A 19,482-nucleotide genomic window follows, 5' to 3' on the forward strand; every position below is an offset into this window, starting at 1 on the left:
AATGCGGGCATTAGTAATATCTGGTGGAGGTAGCAAAGGCGCTTTTGCCGGCGGTGTTGCCCAATATTTAATTGAAGAATTAAAACGGGATTACGATCTTTACCTGGGAACTTCAACCGGTAGTTTGCTAATTTCTCACCTGGCTTTGAATAAGTGTGAGAAGATAAAGGATATCTACACTTCGGTGAATCAGTCTAGTATCTTCAGTAATCGGCCTTTTCTTATTAAACGACGTCACGGCTACGATCAAATAAGCATAAATCACTTTAATGTAATTCGTAATTTTATTCAGGGGAAGAAAACTTTTGGTGAAAGTAAAAACTTGAAAAAACTCATTCAAAACACCTTAACCAAAGAGGAATTTTTGAGCTTAAAATCCAGTAAAAAGGATATCGTGGTTACTGTTTCCAATATTTCCCTTAATACAGTAGAATATAAATCGATTAAAGATTTTGAATACGAAGAATTTTGTGAATGGATCTGGATTTCGTGTAATTACACACCTTTTATGAGCCTGGTGCAAAAGGATGGTTGTGAATATGCCGATGGTGGCCTGGGAACAATGGTGCCTATTGAAGAAGCTATTAAAAGGGGAGCAACCCATATAGATGCTGTTATTTTACAAACCGAAGCTACTTTTTATAATAGAATGCCTTCAAAAAACGTTTTTGGATTGATCACTAATTTGTTTCGGTTTATGCTAGATAGAATAGAGAAGCAGAATATTCAAATTGGGAAATTTGCCGCAGCCAATAAAAATACGACCATAAATTTTTACTACACACCTACGGTATTAACTACCAATTCCCTTATTTTTGATGAGAAACAAATGAAATCCTGGTGGAAAACTGGCTATACTTATGCCAGAGAAAAAAGCGAGGAAATGAACCAAATTGAACCTTAATGCGTGCACTGGTAATATCGGGCGGGGGCAGTAAAGGCGCTTTTGCAGGCGGCGTTGCCCAATATTTAATTCAGGAAGAAGGCAAGAAGTACGATTTATTTCTGGGCACTTCTACCGGAAGTCTTTTAATTCCGCACCTTGCTATGGGAAATATAGACAAGGTCTATGACATTTACACCAATGTAAACCAGCGTAAGATTTTTAATGTAAATCCTTTTGTAGTAAAGCGAAAGGAAGGTAGGGAGTATGTGACGATCAATTATTTTAACATGTTCTGGCAATTTGTTCGGAAGAAAAGGACGTTTGGAGAAAGTCAAAACCTACGAAAACATATAAAGCGTAATTTTTCTGAGGAAAATTTCGATCATCTTAAAAACCAGGTGGAAGATGTAGTGGTTACCGTTTCTAATTTGTCTAAAAACCGGGTAGAGTATAAATCGATTAACGATTTTACTTACGAAGATTTTTGTGACTGGATCTGGATAAGCTGTAATTATATTCCTTTTATGAGTTTAGCCAAAAAAGACGGATTTGAATATGCCGATGGAGGATTGGGTTGTGTAGTGCCAATTCGGGAAGCAATAAAGCGTGGAGCTACAGAAGTTGATGCTATTATTCTGGAAGCCGAAAATATGGAATACAACAAGGTTTTAGGTAAAAACCCATTTTCTTTAATGATCAACCTTTTTGGGTTTTTGCTGGACCAGGTAGAATATCATGATATCGTAGAGGGAAAACTTGCCGCGCTAAATAAAAAAGTGAAATTAAACACTTATTATACCCCTACAAAGCTTACAGAAAACTCCCTTGTTTTTAATAAGAAGCTTATGGGAGAGTGGTGGCAGCAAGGTTACGATCACGCAAAAGAAAAGCATTTACAATACCTGGCTACTAAGAGAAAAGGTTTTTTCGGCTTGTTTTAGATAAAGCGTTTTACTTCATTTTTTAGATAAGCAATTGCAGCTTCGGTAGGTGATTGTTTTTCTATGAGATTTTTTAAGATTACTTCTCTTAATTTATCGGCATCGGTTACACTTTCCTGTTGATTGGCTTTTCTAATGATACCGATGGTAGCGTTTTTAGCCGTTTTTATATAATCCCAGGATTCTGTAGAAAGATAGATTTGTTGGGCCAGGTTATGCTCAAATTCCTGTTCTATAGTATTGATCAATAAACGCTCGTAAGCTTCTTTATCATCAGAATTTGGTTTTACCCTGAATAAGATTTTACCGGGAGAAATTCGCTCTAAAAATAGCGTCATTCTTTCGTAAGCCTGCAATTTAAGGGGAAGCGCTGTTTTTTGATTTTCTCTATGTAATAGAAAGCGTCTTCTATTTTCTTCATTTTTGTTATACGAACTAAAAAAATAAAAGGCTACTACACCAACAATTAAAGCCGGCAGAATAGCTAAAAGTATTTGGGAAAGTTCTATCTGATTCATTCGTTCTTATTATGTGGAGAGGTTTCCTCGGTTTCAGCTTCTTTGGTCGTCACTTCTTTTTGCTTATGAATTCCGCCCAGATGTGGGCAATCCATATGCGATTGAATATCGCCGAAAGGTACTTTTTCTTTATGATATGCAAAAGTGGTCGCCAGGGTTTTTGCCAGATTCTTGTCGCTTAAATTTATCTCTACATCATCCATAGTAAATTGTGACGGATGCTCGTAACCGCAGGCGTGGGTAATCTCTAACAACTCTTTTCTGAACTTAGTGAAGTAATAGTTCACTCGGCGAGCTTTATCTTTCACATTTATTCCTGCCTGCAACCATTTGTTTTGTGTAGCAACTCCGGTAGGGCAGGTGTTGTTATGGCAGGCTTGCGCCTGTATACAGCCAATACTCATCATTGCTTCCCGGGCAACATTTATACAATCTGCTCCCAACGCAAAAGCCATAGCTGCTTTTGCCGGAAAACCGAGTTTCCCACTGCCAATAAATACAATTCTATCGGTAATTCCTTCATTCAGGAATATTTTGTAAACATCGGTAAATGCGTAAATCCAGGGTAATGAAACGTGATCTGCAAAACTTGGCGGCGCGGCGCCGGTACCACCTTCACCACCGTCAATTGTTATAAAATCCGGGCCTCGTTTGGTTTTTGACATAAGCGCAGCGAGTTCTTCCCATTGATTTAATCTTCCCACGGCCGATTTTATGCCGACCGGAAGTCCGGTCGCTTCAGCGATTTCTTCAATAAAATCTAACAATTCGGGAATATTGCTAAAAGCTGAATGATTTGGTGGAGAAAGTACGTCCTGACCCATAGGGACGTGCCGAATTTCAGAAATTTCTTTGGTGATTTTTGAAGCTGGTAATACTCCGCCTTTTCCTGGTTTGGCACCCTGTGAAAGCTTGACTTCGATAGCTCGAATCTGAGGATTCTCTTTTACGAGTGCCACCATTCTATCCATAGAAAAGTTTCCATTTTCGTCCCGAACTCCAAAATATCCAGTTCCAAAATGAAAAACCACATCGGCTCCTTTTTGATGGTATTGTGAAAGTCCTCCTTCTCCAGTATTGTGATAAGCACCGGCTTCTTTGCAACCCTCATTTAAAGATTCAATAGCCCTGGCTGAAAGAGAACCAAAACTCATAGCAGAAACATTGATTATCGAGGCCGGTCTAAAAGGGCGTTCTCTTTTGTTATATTCTCCCATCACTTTCCCGCAGGCAATAAAATTTGGGTCTATTGCATTAGGATGCTTTTCATCTAATTTATAAGGAATCATCGCATTATTGATAAAGATATAATGCGTTGAAAAAATATCCTGATCGGTTCCAAAACCCTCGTAATTATTTTCATTTTTGGCCGAAGCATAAATCCAGCCGCGTTCAACCCGGTTAAAAGGTAATTCCTCCCTGTTGCTAGCCACGATATACTGGCGTAATTCCGGGCCAATTCCTTCTAAAAAATAGCGTAAATGCCCAACCACCGGGAAATTGTGCTTAATAGTATGTTCCCGGCTGAAGAAAATATCTTTAATAGCGATAAAAACAATAACAATTAAGATCCATCCCCACCATTCAATTGAAGCCAAAACATCAAATACATTTTCCATAATTATTGATTTAGGTAATCTATAGCCAGCTGAGACATAGTTTTTACCCCCAGTAACATTCCGCTTTCATCTATATAAAAGTCGGGAGTATGATGAGGTGCCGGTTCGGTAGAATCTAAAGGTTTTCCGCCAAGGAAATAGTAAAAACCGGGTACTTCCTCCTGAAAGAAAGAAAAATCTTCCCCACCGGTGGTGGCTTTAGCTAAAACTACATTTTCTTCTCCTGCTATAGCTTGTAAAGTAGGCAGCATTCTGCTGGTTAATTCAGGGTCATTATAGGTAATCGCAGTATTATTTTGAATTTCTACGGTAGCTTCCCCGCCATATGCTTTAGCGATGGCCGGAACCATTTCGTTCATTCTTTTTAAAATCAATTTTTTCATATCTGGATCCAGGGTTCTTATCGTCCCAATCATTTCCGAGGTTTCAGGAATTATATTAAAACGTACACCACTCGTGATTTTTCCTACCGTAATTACTGCGGCGGCATCTATCAGTTTAGATTCCCGGCTAATTATGGTTTGTAAACCATCTATGATTTTTGCTGAAATGAGAATGGGATCTGTACCGCTCCAGGGTGCAGAGCCGTGAGTTTGTTTTCCTTTTACGTTTATTACAAAGCGTTCTACCGCAGCCATAGTTCCTTCGGGTTTGTATCGAATGGTTCCCACCGGTGTTTCCGAATTTATATGAAGCCCGAAAATTGCATCTACATCAGGATTTTTTAATACACCTTCCTTAATCATGAGAGAGGCACCGCCTTCTTCACCCGGTGGCGGACCTTCCTCGGCGGGTTGGAAAATAAACTTTACCGTGCCATTTATTTTATCTTTATTCTTTGAAAGAACTTCGGCAACACCCATCATAATAGCAATATGAGTATCGTGACCACAGGCGTGCATTACCCCGGTTTCTGAACCCAAAAATTCTGTTCTTACTTCAGATTTAAACGGGAGATCATTTCTTTCGGTTACCGGGAGCGCATCAATATCTGCTCTTAAGGCCACCGTTTTCCCTTCATTATCACCTTTTAAAATTCCTACCACACCGGTTTTTGCGATTCCGGTAGTAGTTTCAATTCCCAGGCTTTGTAAATGGGCTGCAATTTTTTTAGCGGTTTCGGTTTCCCGGTTGGAAAGTTCGGGATGCTGGTGAAAGTCTCTTCGCCACTCGATCACCTGTTCTTCTATTTCTTCAGCAGAAGTATTGATCTCTGAATCAATTTCTTGGGCGGTTAAAGTAAAACTGAAAAGCCCAAGCAGGCTAAAAATAATTCTTTTCATAGCTTTTGTTTCGCGTTGAAGCTGGTTTGTAGAATTTTAAAGATATTAAAAACTTAAGCAATCGCTCCCAGCCAATCTTAGTTTGTTTAAAACAAAGTGGATTTCGGGTTTATAAATTGTCTCGTTTTGGTTAATTTCACGCATTTAAAAAACTGAAAAGATTGGAAGCTTATTTAGCCGAATTAAATGACGCACAACGCGCGCCTGTACTGCAAAAGGATGGCGCAATGATTGTAATTGCCGGAGCAGGATCTGGGAAAACCCGGGTGCTTACCTACCGTATTGCTTACCTTATGAGCCAGGGCGTAGATCCTTTTAATATTTTATCGCTCACCTTTACTAATAAAGCGGCCCGGGAGATGAAAACCCGTATTTCTAAAATTGTTGGTAGTAGCGAAGCGAAGAATTTATGGATGGGGACCTTTCATTCTATTTTCGCTAAAATTTTACGGTTTGAAGCGGATAAATTGGGCTATCCTTCAAATTTTACCATTTACGATACACAAGATTCGCAAAGCGTGATTAGGGCGATTATTAAAGATATGCGCCTCGATAAAGACGTTTATAAATACAAACAGGTTTACAGCCGGATTTCTTCTTATAAAAACAGTTTAATTACCGTAAAGGCTTATTTCCAAAACCCGGAATTGAAGGAAGCCGATGCAATGTCTAAAAAACCACGTTTGGGGGAAATCTACCAGGAATATGTGGAACGCTGTTTTAAAGCTGGCGCGATGGATTTTGATGATTTGCTGCTGAAAACAAACGAGCTTTTAAATCGATTTCCAGAAGTGCTTCATAAATACCAAAACCGGTTTAGGTATATTTTGGTAGATGAGTACCAGGATACCAACCATTCACAGTATTTAATTGTAAAAGCACTCTCAGATAAATTTCAGAATATATGTGTAGTAGGGGATGATGCGCAGAGTATTTATGCATTCCGCGGAGCGAACATTAATAATATTTTGAACTTCCAGAAAGATTACGAGAATGTGCAAATGTACCGCCTGGAGCAAAATTACCGTTCTACCAAAAACATTGTAAACGCCGCCAACTCCATTATTGAAAAGAATAAAACCAAGCTTGAAAAAGTAGTTTGGACGGCTAATGATGAAGGGCCAAAAATTGTAGTAAATCGTTTGCTTACCGATGGGGAAGAAGGCCGTTTTGTTGCAGGTTCTATTTTTGAAAATAGAATGCAAAATCAAATGAGTAATGGCGATTTTGCGATTCTTTACCGAACCAACGCCCAGAGTAGAGCGATGGAAGATGCGCTGAGGAAAAAGGAAATTCCGTATAGAATTTACGGCGGACTTTCATTCTACCAGCGAAAGGAAATTAAAGATGTACTGTCTTATTTAAGACTTCTGATTAATCCGAAAGATGAGGAAGCACTTAAGCGGGTAATTAATTATCCTGCTCGTGGAATTGGGCAAACTACGATGGATAAATTGAGCATTGCCGGGAATCAATATGGGAAGACCATTTTTGAAATTATTGAGAATATAGATCATCTGGATCTAAAGATCAATAAGAGTACGCGTACTAAGCTGGATAATTTCGTGAATATGATTAAGAGTTTCACGATTCTTGCTGAAAATGCCGATGCTTTTACTGTTGCTGATACCGTAACCAAAAAGACTGGTTTAGTTCAGGAATTAAAGAAAGATGGTACTCCGGAAGGAATTGCCAGGATTGAAAATATTGAAGAATTATTAAACGGGATCAAGGATTTTGTGGAAGGTCAAAAGGAACTGGCAGATGCCGATGGTTCTCTGGCTGAATTCCTTGAAGATGTAGCGCTTGCTACAGATATGGACAAAGATACCGGAGATGATGATCGTGTTGCCTTAATGACTATTCACCTGGCAAAAGGTTTGGAGTTCCCGTATGTATATATTGTTGGCCTGGAAGAGGATCTTTTCCCTTCAGGAATGAGTATGAATACCCGAAGCGAGCTGGAAGAAGAACGCCGATTATTCTATGTAGCACTTACCCGTGCCGAAAAACAAGCTTACCTAACTTATACCCAGTCCCGTTACCGTTGGGGGAAACTGGTAGATGCAGAGCCCAGTAGGTTTATAGAAGAAGTGGATGAGCAGTATGTGAATTATATGATTCCACAAGATGATTATAAATACAAGCCCCTAATTGATACCGATATTTTTGGTGATGAGGTTGATAAAAGTAAACTGCGCCAAACCAAGCCTAAAAAAGGAACTCCGCCGCCTGCACATAAACCAAGCGAATCTCAGTTAAGAAAACTTCGAAAATTAAAACCCGCCAGCCCGGAGCCCGAAAAAGCTACAAATGCTATAAAACTGGAAGCCGGCAACGTGGTGGAGCATATGCGTTTTGGAAAAGGAAAAGTTCTGGCTATAGATGGAGTTGGGCAGGATAAAAAAGCCGAAATAGATTTTGTGAATGGAGGAATTAAAAAGTTACTGCTAAGGTTTGCTAAATTGAAATTGATCTCCTAGATCTCGTTAAACTTCTGTTATATAAAGCCGCTTCACGCGGCTTTCTTTTTATCTTCAAGAAAAAATATGATTAAGGAAGGGAGTAATGTAAAGTGGAAATGGGGTAATGGTGAAGCAAAAGGAAAAGTAACCAAAACTTATGCTGAAGAAGTTACAAAAACCATAGATGGAAGCGAAATTATCCGAAAAGGGGAAGAAGGGAATAAAGCACTTTTTATAGAGCAGGAAGATGGTAGTAAAGTGCTGAAGCTGGAAAGTGAAGTTTCTAAATCAGATTAATTGAACCAATTTAAAAAATATCTGCTCGAAAATTTGTAAATTCTCGGGTATTAAAATTTATAACTATGGCTGAATTACTTAGAATTTATGACGAAAACCCAAGTCAGAAACATATTAATAAAGTAGTAGAAACTTTAAGAAACGGCGGACTTATAATTTACCCTACAGATACCGTGTATGGTCTAGGATGCGATATCACCAATACCTCAGCATTAGAAAAAATTGCTCAAATTAAAGGGGTGAAACTGGAAAAGGCTAATTTTTCTTTCGTTTGCGAAGATCTTAGCAATCTTTCGGATTATGTGAAGCAAATAGATTCTGCCACCTTTAAGGTTTTAAAGAGAAATCTTCCCGGGCCTTTTACTTTTATTCTTCCGGGGAATAATAACCTTCCAAATGTGTTTAAAAAGAAGAAAACAGTTGGGATTAGAGTGCCAGATAATGCTATTTGTAAAAGTATTGTGGCCACTTTGGGAAATCCTATTGTTTCCACTTCAATTTACGATGAAGATGAAGTACTGGAATACACCACAGATCCAGAATTGATAAAAGAGAAATGGGATCATTTAGTAGATCTTGTTATTGACGGTGGTTATGGAGATAATATACCATCTACGGTGGTAGATCTTACCACGCCGCAACCAGAAGTGATAAGAGAGGGGAAAGGAAGTATCGAAAACTTATAGTTTTAAATAAAATTTTTGATAACACGTTAAAAGCCTGCTAAATGCAGGCTTTACTTTTTTATAGCGAGCTATAGTCCATAACTTAATAAAAAAAACACGCAATGAATTATATTAAAACTAAGAACGAAGAACACGAAAATAAGACAAAGCTATTTTACGAAGATTATGGCGAAGGGCAACCGGTTATATTAATTCACGGCTGGCCTTTAAGTCATAAAATGTGGGAATACCAGGTAGAGAAAATCGTAGATGCCGGGTTTAGATGTATAAGTTACGATCGTCGCGGATTTGGTGATAGCGACAAACCCTGGGAAGGCTACGATTACGATACTTTAGCCTCAGATTTAAACGATGTTATTACTGCACTGGGACTTTCTGATACAATTATTGTAGGTTTTTCTATGGGTGGAGGAGAAGTTGCCCGATTTATAGGGAAATATGGAACCGCTAATGTATCTAAAGCTGCATTAATCTCTGCAGTACCACCTTTTATGCTGAAAACCGATGATAATCCTGATGGGCTTGAGAAAGAAGTTTTTGAAGGATTTAAAGAGGAAATTCGAAAAGACCGCGCAGGTTTCTTAGCTGGATTTGGAGATAAATTTTACAATTACGATAAAAACAAAGATCGTATTAGTAAAGATCAAAAACATTACGATTGGAGTATTGCCTGCAGAGCTTCTTCTAAAGCAACTTTGGATTGTGTAGATTCTTTTGGTTTGACAGATTTTAGAGAAGATCTAAAGCAGTTTGATGTACCAACGCTAATAGTTCACGGAGATGATGATGAAATTGTGCCGATAGATATTGCCGGTAAGAAAAGTAAAGACCTAATTAAGGATAATACTTTTGAAATAATTGAGGGCGCACCACACGGATTGGTAATGACGCACAAAAAAGAGTTTAATGAGATCTTACTGCGATTTTTAAAGCAATAAAATATCGTCGTATTAGAAAATAAAAAACCCCGCAATTGCGGGGTTTTTCTATATTTAAAAGAATCAAAAAGCTTATTTAGCAGATTTCATTCCTTCTTCGATCATTCCGTAGAATTGGTCAAGTTTAGGAAGAACTACAATTCTTGTTCTTCTGTTTTTAGCACGACCTTCAGCAGTTTCGTTTGTAGCAACAGGAACATAGTAACTTCTACCGGCGGCAGTCATTCTAGCTGGCTCTACACCAAACTCATCCTGAAGAATTCTAACTACAGAAGTAGCTCTTTTCACACTAAGATCCCAGTTATCTTCGAACATTGAAGTTTTGATAGCTTTATCATCAGTATGTCCTTCTACCATAAATTCGATGTCTGGCTTGTTTTTAACTACAGTAGCAACTTTACCAAGTACTTCTTTAGCACGATCGGTTACATTATATCTTCCACTGTCAAATAAAAGTTTATCTGAAATAGAAACGTAAACTACACCTTTTTCAACATTAATTTCAATGTCTTCATCAGCCATATTACCCAAAGCACCTTTTAAGCTTGTTACAAGCGCTAAAGTTACAGAGTCTTTTTTGCTGATTGCATTACGCATAGATTGAATAGCCAAATCCTTTTCTTTGATGCTTTCAAGAGAACGCTCAAGGTTTTCAGCTTCTTTCTTAGAAAGCGTAGCAAGGTCACCTACGTTGTTTAGCAATGCCGCGTTGGTATTGTTAAGTCTTGAAATTTGTTGATTCAGGTTTTGTTTATCCTCTAAACACGCATTTAGTTTAATGGTTGCAGTGTTTAACTCATCCTGGGTTTGTTTTTGTTGTTCTTCAAGCTCAGCATATTTTTTATTAGATACGCAAGAGGAAAACAAAAGAACGGCGGTAGCCGATAAAAGCATAATTCGTTTCATAATCTCGTAATTGTTATTAATGTTAGATGTTTCAAAAGTATCAAAAAAATGTAAAGCGGAAAAAGAAGCTTTAGCATAAGTTTGAATCCTTTTATTTTAATTTAGAAAATTCTTTTTTGCTTAAACAAAAATAAGACCAAATAATAGATTTTAACTGAAAATATCTGATGTTTTTTGGAACTCTTTTTCGCTTTGAATGAATTTTTTTGAAGTTACCATAAAATGCGGTATGTGCTTGAAGAATAGCATATAAATGTGAGAATTTACCTTCGGCAATAAATTTAATTCCCGCAACGCCATCGAGGATCATCCTAATAAATAAAATGCCATAAACATTTGGTGCGGGCACATTTTTTAACAGCATATACAAGCTATTTCTAAAATTGAAAAAAGTCTTTCTTGGGTTCATACTATCTAAAGTAGCGCCACCCACATGGTAAACGGTGGAAATTCCACAAGATTTTATTTGATAGCCTAAATTATGAATGCGCCAACATAAATCTATTTCTTCCTGGTGAGCAAAAAAATCCTCATCTAATGCACCGGCTTCCCAGTAAACGTTTTTTCTTATCACCATACAGGCTCCGCTGGCCCAAAAAATAGGAACATCGTTATTATACTGTCCGTGGTCTACTTCTAAAGTATCAAAGATCCTCCCACGGCAAAAAGGATACCCGTATTTGTCTATATATCCTCCGGCAGCCCCGGCATATTCAAAGTAGTTTTTTCTTTTAAAATCGAGTATTTTAGGTTGTACCGCGGCTGTTTTAGGTTGATTTTTAAAGATTTCCAGTATCGGTTCTAACCAGTTTTTGGAAACTTCTACATCGCTGTTTAGCAATACAAAAATATCTTCGGTTAAATGGGAAAGGGCATCGTTGTAACCTTTGGCGAATCCGCCGTTCTCTTTATTCTGAATAATTTTTACCTGCGGAAAATTTTCCCTTAGAAATTCTACTGAATCATCGGTAGAAGCATTATCGGCTACATAAATATTGGCTCCTTCAGAAAAACGAATTACCGAAGGCAAAAACTGCTCCAGTAAGCTCCGTCCATTCCAGTTTAAAATTACTACTGCCGTGCTCATGATCTTTCAGAAGTTTTAGAAGAAATATAATCGGGGATTTCAGGTAGAAAATGATATTTTTCTTCTTTATAATCCAGTTTGCAGAAGTAATGTTGCAATCCGTTGGTGAGCATTAAATAATCGGCTTTTAAACTCAAATTATACCTGGCGATTTGGTCAAAAACTTCCTGGGTTATTTTTATATGCGGGGCTTTACATTCTACCACTACTTTTATTTTTCCGTCAGGATAAAAAACTACCACATCATAGCGTTTAGTAAGTTTTCCCAGTTTTAATTGTTTTTCAACATTAATATGGTTCTTAGGGTAATTCTTATCTAAAGTAAGGAATTTAACCACGTGTTGTCTCACCCATTCTTCGGGAGTTAAAACCACAAATTTTTTCCGGAGTTCATCAAAAACGGCTATTTTATTTTCACTATTTTTGAACCGGAACGAGTATTTTGGAAAATTAAGCGCTAACATAGGCCAAAAGTAAAAAAGAAAACCACAGCGCAGCAAGCTTCAGTTTAATTTAAAAATCAAAAATCCTTCACCTTAATGGAAGAAGCAAAAGAGATTGTAAATAATATTCAAAAAGGTAGTGTGTCGCCGCTTTACTTTTTAATGGGTGAAGAACCTTATTATATAGATAGGATCTCAGATTTTATAGCGCAGAATTTACTGGCGGAAGAAGAAAAAGGTTTTAACCAAATCATTATGTATGGCCGAGATACCAATATTGATGAAATTGTGAGCAATGCCAAGCGCTACCCTATGATGGCCGAAAGACAGGTGATTATCGTTAAAGAAGCACAAGACCTTTCCAGAAGCATAGAGAAACTGGTAGATTATGCCGAAAATCCGCAGCCTACCACCACTTTGGTTTTTTGTTACAAATACAAAAGCCTTGACAAACGTAAGAAACTTTCTAAAGTCCTGAAGAAAAGCGGAATTTTGTTTGAAAGCAAACGCCTTTACGAAAACCAGGTGGCCGACTGGATCATGAAAACTCTGAAAGCCAGAAACTATACCATTTCTCCTAAAGCAGCACAAATGCTGGTAGAATTTTTAGGAATTGATCTTGGGAAAATTGATAACGAATTAAATAAACTTCAGCTTATCACACCAGAGGGTACTCAAATTACCCCAGAGCTTATTGAGCAAAATATAGGAATAAGTAAAGACTTTAATAATTTTGAGTTGCGGAAAGCAATTGGAATGCGAGATTCTTTAAAGGCGCATCGCATTGTAAATTATTTTGCCCAGAACCCAAAAGACAATCCAATGGTAGTTACCATTTCGCTATTGTTTTCTTATTTCTCACAAATTATGCAATATCACGGGCTGCCAGATAAATCTAAAGCTAACGTAGCGAAACAGCTTAAAGTTCACCCTTATTTTGTGGGAGATTATGTGGTAGCAGCAAAAAATTATCCAATGAAAAAAGTGAGTCAGGTAATTGGTTTGTTGCACGAAAGCGATGTTAAAGGAAAAGGTGTGGGAGCGGTGAATATCTCTCACGGCGATTTACTCAAAGAATTAATGGTTAAGATCTTAAATTAATATGAGTAAAATAAATTCGTGGATAGGTGCTGCCAGATTAAGAACATTACCCTTATCAATTTCAGGGATTATTGTGGGAACTACCATTGCGGTTAGCGAAGGTGTGTTTAGCATTATTATTTTTAGTCTTGCACTAGCTACCACTTTAGGATTACAGGTGCTATCAAATTTTGCCAACGATTATGGCGATGGTGTCAAGGGAACCGATAACGAAGATAGGGTAGGACCGCAACGGGCTTTACAAAGCGGGCTAATTACCCAAAAGGAAATGCTTCAGGGTATTATAATTACAGCAATTGTTACCTTGCTTTTTGCCATTCTACTTATTTATGTAGCTTTTGGAAAAGAAAATTTAGGCTATGCGCTATTTTTCTTTCTACTGGGAATAGCTGCAATTGCTGCTGCTATAAAATACACGGTTGGTAAATCGGCATACGGTTACCGAGGGCTTGGAGATGTTTTTGTATTTATTTTCTTTGGGTTAGTTGCGGTATACGGTTCTTATTTTTTATATGCACACCAATGGAATTGGCTCGTATTGCTTCCGGCATTTAGTATTGGGTTTTTAAGTATGGGTGTTTTAAATCTCAATAATATGAGAGACCGGGCTTCTGACGAAAAAGCGGGTAAAATTACCTTAGTGGTAAAACTTGGCGCCAAAAACGCGAAAAACTATCATTATGCCCTCATTCTGGGAGCTATTCTTTGCCTGGTTTTATTCACGGTACTTAGCCTGGAAAGTATAAATGATTTTCTGTACCTGCCAGCTTTTATTCCTTTAATTCTGCATCTTAAAAGAGTGGTAGAAAATGAAAATGCTACCCTGCTGGATCCTGAACTAAAGGTTTTAGCACTTTCTACCTTTGCCACGGCAGTTCTTTTTGGACTGGGGCAGATCTGGTAGTAAACCACATGGAGCAAGCTCAAGAAGCATTATTATTAGAAAATATCATTTGATTTGGAAACAAGCCTGCGAGCATTTAATCTCGATTATCGAGTAAGTTTAACAAAATTATATATTCGGTAAGTTGAAGCTTCTTTTGTCGAATTCTTAAATTAGGGAAAACCATAAAAATTAAGTTATGAAAATCACTTTTTACGGACAGAGTTGTTTGGGAATTAAAATAGGAGATATCAATGTTTTGGTTGATCCGTTTATAACCGGAAATGATCTGGCCAAAGATAAAATCAATATCAAAGATTTAAAGGCCGATTATATATTATTAACCCACGCACACCAGGACCATACTTTAGATGCTGAAGAAATTGCGAAAAATACGGGAGCGGTAATCGTAAGTAATTTTGAAATCGCTAATCACTATGAGGAGAAAGGCATAGAAGTGCACCCTATGAATCATGGGGGTAATTGGGAGTTCGAATTCGGAAAAGTGAAATACGTAAATGCCATACACACCAGTTCTTTTCCAGATGGGAAATACGGTGGGCAGCCGGGTGGTTTTGTGATAGAAGGAGAACACAAGAATATCTATATTGCCGGCGATACCGCACTTACTATGGATATGAAATTAATTCCGCATCATACCACTTTAGATTTGGCAATTCTTCCAATTGGAGACAATTTTACCATGGGGGTAGAAGATGCTATTATTGCCAGTGATTTTGTTGAATGCGATAAAGTTTTAGGTTGCCATTATGATACCTTTGGCTACATTGAAATAGACCACGAAGAGGCTAAGAGAAAGTTTTTTGATGAAGGGAAAGACCTTATGCTTCTTGAAATTGGAGAAAGTCTGGAACTTTAGTTTCGGCCTGGCCAAATAATAAAATATATGCAGGCAGATTATAAAAAGTATATCTTAAATTTTAAACGCCCCAGCGGAACTTCGCGGGGCGTTCTTACTACTAAAGAAACCTGGTTTCTAAAAATCACCGATGGTGATAAGGTTGGCTACGGCGAATGTGGAATTCTTAGAAGTCTAAGTATAGACGATAGGCCAGATTACGAAGAAAAATTGCGATGGGTTTGCAACAATATTAATTTGGGAGAGACCATGCTTTGGGAAGAATTAAAAGAATTTCCAAGCATTCAAATTGGGATAGAAATGGCTTTTAGATCATTAAAGGCTAAAAATCCGTTCGAAATATTTCCTTCTGAATTTACGGATGGAAAAGCTACAATACCCATTAACGGGTTAATATGGATGGGAGAAAAATCTTTTATGAAATCTCAAATTCAGGAAAAAATTGAAGCCGGTTTTGATTGTATTAAAATGAAAATTGGTGCGATAGATTTTGAAACCGAATTAGAGCTTTTAAAATATATAAGAACCGAATTTTCTTCCGAAGAAATAGAATTACGCGTAGATGCAAATGGAGCTTTTAAACCTACTGAAGCTTTAGAAAAACTGAAGCGTTTAAGTGAGTTTCACTTACACAGTATAGAGCAACCTATAAAGCAGGGACAATGGGAGAAAATGAGAGATTTGTGTGAGAAAACACCGCTTCCAATTGCTCTGGATGAAGAACTTATAGGAGTTTTTGATGTAACTAAGAAGAAAGAATTACTACAAACAATAAAGCCGCAGTATATTATTTTAAAGCCGAGTTTAATCGGTGGTTTTAAAGGTACACAAGAGTGGATTGATCTTGCGGAAGAACAAAATATTGGTTGGTGGATTACCAGTGCTTTAGAAAGCAATGTGGGCCTCAGCGCAATTTCGCAATTTACTTATACTAAATACAGTAAAATGCCACAGGGACTGGGTACCGGAAGTTTGTATACTAACAATATAGAGAGTCCGTTAGAAGTGACGAAAGGAAATATTCAATATAATCCGGCTAAAAGCTGGGAATTTAATTTTTAGTAAATGTATATAGCTGAAGCTTTTAAATATCGTTATGATTTTTGGCGATATATTATTGGAACTTTATTGGTTTTTATTGGTGTTGTTATTGGGCAAATTCCTTTAGGTATAGCTGTTTTTCTGGAACGGGGAATGGAAATAGCCGAAATGACTGAAGGAGAACTTATGCAGGTTTTAGATTCTAACTTCACATTTTTTCTAATCTTGCTCACTTTTGCTGCAGGTCTTGGCGTTCTTTTACTAGTTGTAAAATTATTGCATAATCAACCTATAAAATCGCTTACCACCAGCCGAAAAAAGGTTGACTGGGGGCGCGTTTGGTTTGGTTTTGGTCTTGTAGCTGCTTTTACTATTATCGTTACGCTAATAGAGTATTCGGTAAATCCTGAAGATTTTCTGATAAACTTTCAGCCGGTTCCGTTTGCCATTTTGGTAGGGATCGCCATTATAATGATTCCGCTGCAAACCAGTTTTGAAGAATATTTATTCCGCGGATATTTTATGCAGGGGCTTGGCACACTCGTTAAAAATCGTTGGGTGCCTTTAATAGTTACTTCAGTATGTTTTGGGGGCTTACATTTCTTTAACCCCGAAGTAACCCAAATGGGGAACTTGATTATGATCTATTATATCGGTACCGGATTTTTATTGGGAATAATGACATTAATGGATGAAGGTATGGAACTGGCTTTAGGCTTTCATGCCGGCAACAACCTTACTGCCGCTCTGCTCGTTACCGCCGATTGGACAGCGTTTCAAACAGAATCTATTTTTAAGGATATTTCAGACCCAACTGCGGGAATTGACGTTCTGGTGCCCGTATTTATAATTTATCCCCTTTTCTTATTTATTATGGCTAAAAAATATGGTTGGAGTGACTGGAAGAATAAACTCTTTGGAAAGGTAGAAAAGCCTGAAACCCTAAAACTTTCTGAAGAAAGTTAAATTTATCATTACAATTTGCTAACTTTCAATAGAGAGAAATGTAACATATTTGGTTTTAAATATGGCAGATAAGTATAAAGTACCGGAAACCCATCCCGATTTTAGATTGAATAAACGTCATTTTACTAATGCCGAGCTTCATCTAGTGGCCTATAGCTTTATTAAAGAAGGAGAAGCATTTGAAGAAGAAGTAGGAAGTTTCTTATTAGACTGGATCAAACCTGCTAAATATATTGAGGTACAAACTTCTGGCTCTACCGGAAAACCAAAAACCATACGTATTAAAAAGGAGCATATGATCAATTCGGCCATGGCTACTTCCCGTTTCTTTGAATTACCCGAAAAAACTACAGCCTTATTATGTTTACCTGCTACCTATATTGCCGGAAAAATGATGCTGGTTCGTGCCATGTTTTTGGGATGGCAGTTAGATATGGTTCCGCCTTCTTCCAATCCCCTGGACCAGGTCTTTAAGCGTTATGATTTTTGTGCAATGACGCCGTTTCAGCTGGATAATTCTGTTGGTCGCTTACACCTTATAAAAAAACTTATTGTTGGCGGTGGGGCAGTTTCTCCACGACTTCAAAAGATGGTAAAAGAAGTTAGCACCAAAGTTTATGAAACCTATGGAATGACGGAAACCGTTACCCACATCGCGGCCAAAAGACTAAATCCATCAAAAAACAAGAAAAAATCACGAGTATTTAAGGTGCTGCCAAACATTAATATTTCGAAAGATGATAGGGGTTGTTTAGTGATTAAAGCGCCTAAACTTTCAGATGAAATTATTACCACAAATGATGTAGTTGAAGTTCTTACTTATAAAAAATTTCAATGGAAGGGTAGATTAGATAATGTGATCAATTCTGGTGGCATAAAACTTCACCCTGAACAAATTGAAAAGAAGCTTTCCAAAATTATAGATCAGCGGTTATTTGTAACGGCGATGCCAGATGATGCCCTTGGTGAAAAATTGGTGCTTTTTGTTGAAAATGAATTTTCAGAAGAACTTTTGAAACAATTGGAGAAAGAAATTAGTGAGTTGAAGAGCCTTGAAAAATACGAGCGTCCTAAAAAGATCTATTTCATAGAAAAATTTGAAGAAACCCATACGGGGAAAATTCACAGGGAAAATACTTTTAAAAGCAAGGTTAACTAAGCTTTCATTTCATGAGAAAATTAATTGAATTCAGGGTTTGGATATGCAAGCCTATCTTAATAATATTTTTATTAGCTTTTTGTTCTCCAGCTACAGCTCAAATATTACCAGAACGTGAACGCGCACAACTTATGGAAGAAATACAACAGGATAAATTTGATAATCTTCTTCCCAAACTAATGGATCGCGCCGAAATTGATATGTGGCTGGTAATCGCGCGAGAATATAACGAAGATCCCGTTTTACGAACTATGCTGCCGCCTACCTGGTTAAATGCCCGCCGCCGAACCATTCTTGTATTTTACAGAAACGAGGAACAGGATACTTTAGAGCGTCTCGCAGTAGCGCGATACGATGTGGGAAATAATATAAGATCGGCCTGGAATCCTGAAAAGCAACCTGAACAGTGGGAAGCCCTGATAGAAATAATAAAAGACCGAAATCCTGATAAAATTGGTTTAAATTATTCTGAAATGGACGGGATTGCAGACGGACTGGTAAAAACGGACTATGATAAATTTATGGAAGCCCTTCCTCAAGAATTTCATTCCAAAATTGTTTCGGCAGAAAACCTGGCGGTAAGTTGGATCGAAACCAGAACAGAGATGGAAATGGAAATTTATCCGGAATTGGTGCAAATCACCAAAGATATCATTCAGGAAGCATTTAGCGATAAAGTAATTACTCCCGGGAAAACCAGCACAGAAGATGTGGTTTGGTGGCTTCGACAAAAAGTAACCGATCTGGGACTGGAAACCTGGTTTCATCCAACTGTATCAATTCAGCGTGACGAAGAAGCCCTTAAAGATCACGTAAGCGCCTTTTCTTCAGCAAAAGAAAAAAAAGTGATTATGCCGGGAGACCTTATTCACTGTGACTTTGGGATTTCTTACCTGGGACTTAATACAGATTGCCAGCAGATGGCTTACGTTTTGAAAGCAGGAGAAAGTGAAGCCCCAGAATTTCTTTCAAAAGCCTTTAAAAAAGGAAATCAATTACAGAATATTCTAACCGATAATTTTAAAACCGGTAAAACAGGAAATAAGATACTCTTAGAAAGTTTGGGACAAGCTAAGAGCAGCGATCTAAAACCTATGATCTATACCCATCCTTTAGGCTTATATGGGCATTCTTCGGGTACTACCATAGGAATGTGGGATTCTCAGGAAGGAGTACCAGGAAGAGGTGATTATCCTTTGCACGAAAACACCGTATATGCCATTGAGCTTAACACCAGTGTATTTTTGGAAGAATGGGATCAGGAGGTGAGAATAATGCTGGAAGAAGCCGGATTCTGGGGGCCGCAAGGTTTTCGCTATGTAAATGGAAGGCAAAATGAACTTTTGCTAATTTCAGACAATTAGAATTTGAACCCATTTCTAA

The 19,482-nt window shown here is 37.7% G+C and carries 19 protein-coding genes; 13 read left to right on the top strand and 6 right to left on the bottom strand.

The window, feature by feature from the left end; all coding sequences use genetic code 11:
* Position 1: 1 nt before the first annotated feature.
* Together B5440_RS09155 and B5440_RS09160 are read left to right on the top strand one after the other, a co-directional pair.
* Positions 2-904 (top strand): patatin-like phospholipase family protein, encoded by a 903-nt coding sequence (locus tag B5440_RS09155; protein ID WP_070053330.1) that lies wholly within the window; start codon positions 2-4, stop codon positions 902-904.
* Complete coding sequence (locus B5440_RS09160) at positions 904-1,827, top strand: patatin-like phospholipase family protein (protein WP_057482015.1); 924 nt, start codon at positions 904-906, stop codon at positions 1,825-1,827. The genes B5440_RS09155 and B5440_RS09160 overlap by 1 nt, the downstream gene beginning before the upstream one ends.
* Here the strand turns inward: B5440_RS09160 and B5440_RS09165 are convergent.
* Genes B5440_RS09165 through B5440_RS09175 form a run of 3 tightly spaced genes read right to left on the bottom strand, consistent with a single transcriptional unit; the run spans position 1,824 to position 5,247 of the window.
* Complete coding sequence (locus tag B5440_RS09165; RefSeq protein ID WP_070053331.1) at positions 1,824-2,345, bottom strand: DUF7935 family protein; 522 nt, start codon at positions 2,343-2,345, stop codon at positions 1,824-1,826. The two genes, B5440_RS09160 and B5440_RS09165, sit on opposite strands and share 4 nt — an antisense overlap.
* Positions 2,342-3,964, bottom strand: a complete 1,623-nt coding sequence (locus tag B5440_RS09170) for an FMN-binding glutamate synthase family protein (RefSeq protein WP_070053332.1) — start codon at positions 3,962-3,964, stop codon at positions 2,342-2,344. Before B5440_RS09170 ends, B5440_RS09165 begins: the two co-directional genes overlap by 4 nt.
* A 2-nt stretch (positions 3,965-3,966) precedes the next feature.
* Positions 3,967-5,247, bottom strand: a complete 1,281-nt coding sequence (locus B5440_RS09175) for an amidohydrolase (RefSeq protein ID WP_070053333.1) — start codon at positions 5,245-5,247, stop codon at positions 3,967-3,969.
* Between the two features lie 161 nt (positions 5,248-5,408).
* Between B5440_RS09175 and B5440_RS09180 the strand changes: the two genes are divergently transcribed.
* From B5440_RS09180 to B5440_RS09195, 4 genes are all read left to right on the top strand, one after another.
* A complete protein-coding gene (locus tag B5440_RS09180; protein WP_070053334.1) occupies positions 5,409-7,730 on the top strand; it encodes an ATP-dependent helicase in 2,322 nt (773 codons plus the stop codon).
* A 66-nt stretch (positions 7,731-7,796) separates the two neighbouring features.
* Positions 7,797-8,009 carry a hypervirulence associated TUDOR domain-containing protein gene (locus B5440_RS09185; protein WP_070053335.1) on the top strand — a complete coding sequence of 71 codons (213 nt, stop codon included), beginning with the start codon at positions 7,797-7,799 and terminating at the stop codon, positions 8,007-8,009.
* A 65-nt stretch (positions 8,010-8,074) separates the two neighbouring features.
* On the top strand, positions 8,075-8,695 hold the full coding sequence (locus tag B5440_RS09190; protein ID WP_070053336.1) for an L-threonylcarbamoyladenylate synthase: 621 nt from the start codon (positions 8,075-8,077) through the stop codon (positions 8,693-8,695).
* A gap of 101 nt (positions 8,696-8,796) precedes the next feature.
* A complete protein-coding gene (locus B5440_RS09195; RefSeq protein WP_070053337.1) occupies positions 8,797-9,633 on the top strand; it encodes an alpha/beta fold hydrolase in 837 nt (278 codons plus the stop codon).
* 72 nt (positions 9,634-9,705) lie between these two features.
* Here the strand turns inward: B5440_RS09195 and B5440_RS09200 are convergent, their stop codons facing one another.
* From B5440_RS09200 to B5440_RS09210, 3 genes are all read right to left on the bottom strand, one after another.
* Positions 9,706-10,539, bottom strand: a complete 834-nt coding sequence (locus B5440_RS09200) for an OmpA/MotB family protein (protein WP_070053338.1) — start codon at positions 10,537-10,539, stop codon at positions 9,706-9,708.
* Between the two features lie 91 nt (positions 10,540-10,630).
* Positions 10,631-11,626, bottom strand: coding sequence for a glycosyltransferase family 2 protein (locus tag B5440_RS09205; protein ID WP_070053339.1), 996 nt, complete (start codon positions 11,624-11,626; stop codon positions 10,631-10,633).
* Positions 11,623-12,090 (bottom strand): type I restriction enzyme HsdR N-terminal domain-containing protein, encoded by a 468-nt coding sequence (locus tag B5440_RS09210; protein ID WP_070053340.1) that lies wholly within the window; start codon positions 12,088-12,090, stop codon positions 11,623-11,625. The genes B5440_RS09205 and B5440_RS09210 overlap by 4 nt, the downstream gene beginning before the upstream one ends.
* Positions 12,091-12,165: 75 nt before the next feature.
* On the opposite strand from B5440_RS09210, the gene holA reads away from it, so the two are divergent.
* From holA to B5440_RS09245, 7 genes are all read left to right on the top strand, one after another.
* Positions 12,166-13,170, top strand: a complete 1,005-nt coding sequence (gene holA, locus B5440_RS09215; protein WP_070053341.1) for a DNA polymerase III subunit delta — start codon at positions 12,166-12,168, stop codon at positions 13,168-13,170.
* Position 13,171: 1 nt separating this feature from the next.
* A complete protein-coding gene (locus B5440_RS09220; RefSeq protein WP_070053342.1) occupies positions 13,172-14,074 on the top strand; it encodes a 1,4-dihydroxy-2-naphthoate polyprenyltransferase in 903 nt (300 codons plus the stop codon).
* A gap of 178 nt (positions 14,075-14,252) precedes the next feature.
* On the top strand, positions 14,253-14,933 hold the full coding sequence (locus tag B5440_RS09225; protein WP_070053343.1) for a metal-dependent hydrolase: 681 nt from the start codon (positions 14,253-14,255) through the stop codon (positions 14,931-14,933).
* 27 nt (positions 14,934-14,960) lie between these two features.
* Positions 14,961-15,995, top strand: coding sequence for an o-succinylbenzoate synthase (locus tag B5440_RS09230; RefSeq protein ID WP_070053344.1), 1,035 nt, complete (start codon positions 14,961-14,963; stop codon positions 15,993-15,995).
* Positions 15,996-15,998: 3 nt separating this feature from the next.
* A complete protein-coding gene (locus B5440_RS09235) occupies positions 15,999-16,940 on the top strand; it encodes a CPBP family intramembrane glutamic endopeptidase (protein ID WP_070053345.1) in 942 nt (313 codons plus the stop codon).
* 61 nt (positions 16,941-17,001) lie between these two features.
* A complete protein-coding gene (locus B5440_RS09240) occupies positions 17,002-18,099 on the top strand; it encodes an AMP-binding protein (protein WP_070053346.1) in 1,098 nt (365 codons plus the stop codon).
* Positions 18,100-18,110: 11 nt separating this feature from the next.
* Positions 18,111-19,463, top strand: coding sequence for a M24 family metallopeptidase (locus B5440_RS09245; protein WP_079711112.1), 1,353 nt, complete (start codon positions 18,111-18,113; stop codon positions 19,461-19,463).
* The last annotated feature ends 19 nt before the right edge of the window (positions 19,464-19,482 follow it).

This window comes from Salegentibacter salarius, from assembly GCF_900168265.1.
In the GTDB taxonomy this organism is placed as follows: domain Bacteria; phylum Bacteroidota; class Bacteroidia; order Flavobacteriales; family Flavobacteriaceae; genus Salegentibacter; species Salegentibacter salarius.